Genomic DNA, 1,559 nt, shown 5'->3' with positions numbered 1-1,559 from the left:
CAACAACTGCGAAAAGGGCGGCTGGGAGCTCGGCTGCCGCATCGACGGCGGCCAGGCGGAGTATGTGCGGGTGCCCTTCGCCGACCGGGGGCTTGTGAAAATTCCAGATTCCGTCTCGGATGAGGACGCGCTCTTCCTGGGCGACATCCTCGCGACCGGCTATTTCGGCGCGGAGCTCGCGGATATCCGCCTCGGCGACACGGTCGCCATCCTCGGCGCGGGGCCGGTGGGCCTCTGCGCCGCCGAGTGCGTGCGGCTGTTCGGGGCGGGGCGGACCGTCCTGATCGACGTCAACCCCTTCCGCCTGAACCTCGCGAAGGAGCGCGGCCTTGCCGACGACCTCGTCAATCCCGCCGAAACCGACGTCGAGGAGGCGGTGCGCGCGCTGACCGGGGGCCGGGGCGCCGACGCGGTCATCGAGGCCGCGGGCGGAAAAAACACCTTCCAGACCGCGTGGAAGATCGCGCGGCCCAACGCGGTCGTCTCGCTTGTCGCGCTCTACGAGGAGGCGCAGGTGCTTCCGCTGCCCGAGATGTACGGCAAAAACCTCATCTTCAAGACGGGCGGCGCGGACGCCTGCCACGGCCCCGAGCTGATGCGCCTGATCGAAGCGGGCCGGATCGACACCTCGCTGCTCATCACCCACCGGGGCCCTCTCAACGGGATCATGGAGGGCTACCGCGTCTTTGAACACCATCTCGACAACTGCATCAAGTGGGTCGTCACGCCCCCCGAGGGCTGACGCGCCCGGAACCCAAAGAAAAAGCCGGCAGGCACGAAAGTGCCTGCCGGCTTTTTATGCTTCTATGCGGTCAGTAGGCCGCGAGCAGCTCGCGGACCTTCGCGGCGAAACGCGCCCGGTCGACCCCGGTGACGAGGTCGGCGTTCGGTTCCTTTTTGGCGTCGCTGTAGCAGTCGGTCACCGTTTTGCCGCGTGTGACGGGACCCTTCGTCTCGACGCCGATCCAGCAGCGCTTCGACTCGAACATCGACGGGTCGAGCGCGTAGATCAGCGCGCAGGGGTCGTGCAGCACCGCGCCGATGCTGTGGTAGCGGTCCTTCCAGCTGAGCGTGTAGCCGAGCAGCTTGGCCGCGTACCGCGCCTGCGGGGAGGGCAGGGCGGCGATCTCGTCGATCTCTTCGGGCAGGAGGCAGGACTGGTGGGTCACGTCAAGCCCGCACATCGCGATGGGCACGCCCGCGCGGAAGACCATCTCGGCGGCCTCGGGGTCGGCGTAGATGTTGAACTCCGCCGCGGAGGTCGTGTTGCCGTAGGCGACCGCGCCCCCCATGATGGTGATCTTTTTGAGATACCGGGGCAGGTCGGGATATTTGGAAAACGCGATGCCGAGGTTGGTGAGCGGCCCGACCGCGATGATCTCGAGTTCGCCCCCCAGGGCGCGCGCCTCGCGGTAGATGGCGTCCCACGCGTGCCCTTCGGCGTAGGCGGTTTTCGGCGCCGGCAGGGTGAACCCGTGCAGGCCGTCCGCCCCGTGAATCTCGGCGGCGGTGTGCAGCTCGCAGAACATCGGCTTTTCCGCGCCGCGGTAGACGGGCAC

Annotated in this window: 2 protein-coding genes; one reads left to right on the top strand and one right to left on the bottom strand. The window is 67.8% G+C overall.

The window, feature by feature from the left end; translation table 11 throughout:
- On the top strand, window positions 1-742 hold a 742-nt coding region (locus ACZO3G_RS14680; RefSeq protein WP_486847378.1), incomplete at its 5' end, for a zinc-binding dehydrogenase.
- Window positions 743-812: 70 nt separating this feature from the next.
- Here the strand turns inward: ACZO3G_RS14680 and ACZO3G_RS14675 are convergent.
- Window positions 813-1,559 (bottom strand): nucleoside hydrolase (locus ACZO3G_RS14675; RefSeq protein ID WP_486847377.1); only part of this gene is annotated, 747 nt, incomplete at its 5' end.

The organism is Anaerotruncus sp., assembly GCF_057433415.1.
This window is presented reverse-complemented; position numbering and strand designations above follow the sequence as displayed.